Annotated in this window: 4 protein-coding genes; all 4 read right to left on the bottom strand. The window is 63.3% G+C overall.

What is annotated here, in order from left to right; all coding sequences use genetic code 11:
- Nucleotides 1–423: agmatine deiminase family protein (locus tag A2I95_RS26625; RefSeq protein WP_291734760.1), on the bottom strand; the 423-nt coding region annotated here is incomplete at its 3' end.
- Nucleotides 424–439: 16 nt separating this feature from the next.
- Entirely contained in the window at nucleotides 440–1369 is a 930-nt protein-coding gene (locus A2I95_RS26630) for an ABC transporter permease (RefSeq protein WP_291734762.1), read from the bottom strand.
- Complete coding sequence (locus tag A2I95_RS26635) at nucleotides 1366–2373, bottom strand: ABC transporter permease (protein ID WP_291734764.1); 1008 nt, start codon at nucleotides 2371–2373, stop codon at nucleotides 1366–1368. Before A2I95_RS26635 ends, A2I95_RS26630 begins: the two co-directional genes overlap by 4 nt.
- Before the next feature lie 11 nt (nucleotides 2374–2384).
- The gene (locus tag A2I95_RS26640) at nucleotides 2385–4040 is read right to left on the bottom strand and encodes an ABC transporter substrate-binding protein (protein WP_291734766.1); all 1656 of its coding nucleotides are present in this window, start codon (nucleotides 4038–4040) and stop codon (nucleotides 2385–2387) included.
- Nucleotides 4041–4271 lie beyond the last annotated feature (231 nt).

Here is a 4271-nt window from a genome sequence, read left to right on the forward strand (position 1 = left end):
CGCGCCTTGCGCGTTCTGCACGATCATCGGCCCGCTGTCGCGCGACCAGGAATCGTTCAGCGGCATTTCGATCAGCGTGATCTCCGAGGACAGCAGTTTCCTTGCCGCCGCCATGTCGCGCCGCCGCACTGCCATGGTGACGGGCTCATACTCCGCCACAGTATTGGCCACATCCGCCCATTCTTTGCGCGCGGCATTCAGCTGGTTGGGGTACCAGTTCTGCGGCGGCGGGAATTGCATCAGCGTGCGCTCATGCCGGGCCCATTCTGCTGGAAAGGCAAAGCCGTCCGCGGCTGCGCTGCCCGGAATGAGTTCGGCCCCGATCTGAGCGTAGTTCACAGACCGGTCAGCCGCTGCAGGGCCTGCTGTCAGCACGCCAGAGAGCGCCGCCGCCCCGGAGGCGAGAAAGTTTCGTCGGTTCATATCAGGAGTTCCTTGTTCAAATGCCGGCCTCAGAAGCGCCGAGCGAGGGGTCAAGGTGGTCGCGCAGGCTGTCGCCCAGCAGGTTGAAGCCGATTGCGACCAGGGCAATTGCGCCGCCGGGGAACACCGCCAGCCACCAGGAGGCCGGCTGATGGGTGAGACTGTCAAAGATCATCGCGCCCCATTCCGGTGTTGGCGGCTGTGCCCCCAGCCCGAGGAAGGACAACCCCGACGCAGCCAGGATCACAAAGCCGACGTCGGTGGTGGCCTGAACGATTACCAGCGGCCAGACCATCGGCAGCAGGTCCGAGAAGATCAGCCGCAGATGCGAGGCGCCCATGCAGCGGGCGGCGGCGATGAACTCCTGCTCTTTCAGTGACAGGATGCGGCTGCGGATCAGCCGGGCGTACCAGGGCCAGAACACCGCGGCCAAAGCGATGGTTGTCGAGAGCATCCCGCCGCCAAAGCTGGCGGCAATCGCTGCGGCCAGAATCAGTGCCGGGAAAGCCAGGAACAGGTCGGTGATGCGCATCAGGATCTCATCCGCCAGCCCGCCCGCATACCCCGCGATCAGCCCGAAGCTGGTGCCGATGACGGCGGCGACGGCCAGCACGGCAAATGACACCGACAAAGAAATCCAGGAACCGGCCACCACACGCGCCAGCATGTCCCGGCCGATCTTGTCGGTGCCCATCCAGTGTTCTGCCGAGGGCGGCTCAAGCCGCGCCCGGATGTTCATCTTGAGCGGGTCAAAGGCGGTGAAATGCGTGTCCATCACATAGGCCCCGAAGGCCAGGAGGGAGACCATCACCACCAAGGTGACAATTGCCACCGCCAGAACAGCCTGGCCTGAAGAGCCGGCAAAGCTGGCAACCGGGTGGATGATGCGGCCAAGGGATTTTGGCAGGCGGGCACGGGACCGGGGCAAGGAGGTTTCGGCGCTCATGTCAGATCCACCCGCGGGTCGAGGAAGGAATAGCTCAGATCAACAAGGAAATTGATCAGCGTGTAGGCCACCGACACCACAAGGGTGATGGCCATGATAGCGTTGTAGTCGGAGGCCGAGATGGCGTTTGCCGTGTAGCGGCCGAGCCCCGGCCAGTCGAAGATCAGCTCGATGAAGACCGCGCCGGAAATCAGCAGGCCAGTGTTCAGGCCGAAGATGGTGACGATGGGCAGCAGGGCATTGCCAAGCGCATGTTTGAAATAGACCCGGGCCGGCGAGATCCCCTTAGAGCGCGCGGTGCGGATGAAATCCTGAGACAGCACCTCCAGCAGCGAGGTCCGCACCACCCGGATGGTGATCGCCATCGACGGGATTGCCAGCACCGCAACCGGCAGGATCATATGGTGCAGCGCGTCTGCGAACAGGTCGAACCGCCCTGCAATCAGGCTGTCGATAGTCATGAAGCCGGTCACGAAATCGGGTGCTGTGATCCCGGTGCCAAGCCGCCCGCCGAATGGCACCAGCCCCAGGGTGGCAAAGAAGATCAGCTGGAAGACAAGCGCAATCCAGAAATCGGGCACAGACAGGCCCAGTACTGCAACGCTGCGCACGCCTGCATCTGCAGGGCGGCCGCTTTTGACCGCCGCCAGGGTGCCCAGCAGCACCCCCAGCAGCAGCGAGATCAGCCCCGCTGCAAGGACCAGTTCCAGCGTTGCCGGGAAGAAGGTCAGAATATCCTCGGAAATAGGCCGCCGGGTCACGACCGAGCGCCCGAAATCACCCTGCAGGACATTGGCCGCATAGGCCGTGAATTGCGTGAAAACCGGATCATCCAGACCAAGCCGCTCGCGCACCGCAGCCACCGCCTCAGCATTGGCACGGGCTCCGGCGATCAGGCGCGCGGGGTCTCCCGGCAGCAGCCGGGCGAGCGCGAAGGTCATCAGCACGACACCGGCCAGCAGCACCAGGGTGGCGGTGGCACGTCTGAGAATGAAGCGCAGCATTCAGACAGCCCTCAAGACTTGCGCGACAAGTTGTACATATCAAGCGTTGCCACATAGATCGGGTTGTTCTCCAACCCCGCTATATCGTTTCGCGACACGAACTGAGCGCGCTCCTGCAGGATCGGCAGCCAGGCTGGGTCTTCATTTGTCAGAATACCGGCAAGGCGCTGGAACTTGGCCGCCGTTTCCTCATTCATCACCTGATTGCGCAGCTCGTCGATCAGCGCTGTCGCCTCGGCGTTGGCATAACGTCCGGTATTGCCGTCAAATGTGGCCGCATCTCCGCTGAACAGCCCCCAGGCAAAGCTGTAGGGATGATCCACATTGGGCCACCAGGAGAAATAGAACAGATCGGGGCGCTCCTCGGCGGTGCCTTCGCCAAAGAATACGTCGAGGTAGGCGGAGAAGGACATTTCCTGAAGTTTGAGGCTGATCCCGATCTCCGACAGCCAGGCCTGCAGCAGCTGGCCTTCGATGTCGCCAAAGCCGGAGTAATAGGCCATCGTCAGCTCGGTGCCTTCGGCGATCCCGGCCTCGGCCAGCAGGGCACGGGCCCTGTCCAGGTCAAAGGGCAGCAGCCGGTCTTTGCCGTCCATGCCCTGCATCAGCGAGGGGAAGACCGAGGTGGGCTTGTCCGCGGTGCCAAGCGCCACTTCCTCGATATAGATGTCATGGTCAAATGCGTGGCAGAGCGCCTGGCGGGCGCGCGGGTCGGCCAGTTTCCCGTCTGTGGCAAAGGCCACATATTGCACGGTGAAGGTCGGCGTATCGGCCAGGGAGAAGCGCGGATCATCGCGCAAAACCACCATATCCTCCGGCTCCATCGCCAGGGTCATATCAGCCTCGCCGGTTTCCAGCAGCTGGCGGCGGGTGGCGGAGACCGGAATGGTCTTGGTGATCACCCGGTTGAAATGCGGATGCTCCCAGCCGCCGCGGAAACCGGCGTTGGCGGCAAAGGTAGCATCCTGGCCCGGATTGAGGCTTTCCAGCCGGTAAGGCCCAGTGCCCACCGGATTGGCCTGCAGGTATTCCGACCCCATGTCGTCATCGCCCTTGGAATGCGCCTCGGCCGCTGCCGGGCTGGCGATCCAGAACCCGTATTGCGAGGACACCTGGCGGTCAAAGAACGGGCGCGGCTCGCCCAGGTCAAAGCGGATGGTCTTTGCGTCCAAGACCGCGATCTGGCTGTCCGGATCGTCCAGCTGCCAGGTTCCGGCCAATCCCGCAGGGTGAAGGATCAGGCGGGTGATTGCCTTCTTCACCGCCGCGGCATCGCAGGGGGTGCCGTCATGGAACATGAGCCCTTCCGCCAGAGTGAACGTCCAGCTGCTTGCGTCTTCGCTGGCTTCCCAGGATGTGGCCAGCGCCGGTGCCGCCTTCAGCGTGTTGGTGCCGTCCAGCACAGTCAGCGTCTCATAGACCGGGCGCAGACCGTAGGCCCATTCGATATTGGTGGCCGGATCGAGGTTTTCGACCGTTGCATCCACCAGCACCACCAAGGTTTTGGGGTCGCGGGCACCCAGTCCGGGAGGCGTGGCAACGCCCGCCGCCCAGGCCGCCGGACCCGGCGCCGCCGCCATCGCGGCAAAGGCGCAGCTGCCCGCCAGGAAGGACCGGCGCGGCAGATGAAATTGCGGAGTATTCGGGCGTTTTCGCGAGTGGGTCATCTTCAGCTCCCTATGTTTCCAGGAAATCTGCGCCTCGGCCTATCAACGAACCGCGTCTCGTTTCCTTGCCCTTAAACTCCCAAATTAGCGCGGTTTCTGTCGATACCACCTAAGGGGCACAGCCAGCGGAGGCGGATGGGCTATAGTTACCAGCAACAGATCGGGCTTCCCTCGCCGCAGAGGAGGGCCGTTGCGGGAAAGGACCTAGCGCCAGCCATGCCCCTATTGGAC

The organism is Leisingera sp. F5 (genome assembly GCF_001593695.1).

Bases quoted from the DNA above. Each gene is read 5' to 3' on its own strand.
- A2I95_RS26630 (WP_291734762.1), bottom strand. From the start codon at position 1,369: ATGAGCGCCGAAACCTCCTTGCCCCGGTCCCGTGCCCGCCTGCCAAAA.
- A2I95_RS26635 (WP_291734764.1), bottom strand. From the start codon at position 2,373: ATGCTGCGCTTCATTCTCAGACGTGCCACCGCCACCCTGGTGCTGCTG.
- A2I95_RS26640 (WP_291734766.1), bottom strand. From the start codon at position 4,040: ATGACCCACTCGCGAAAACGCCCGAATACTCCGCAATTTCATCTGCCG.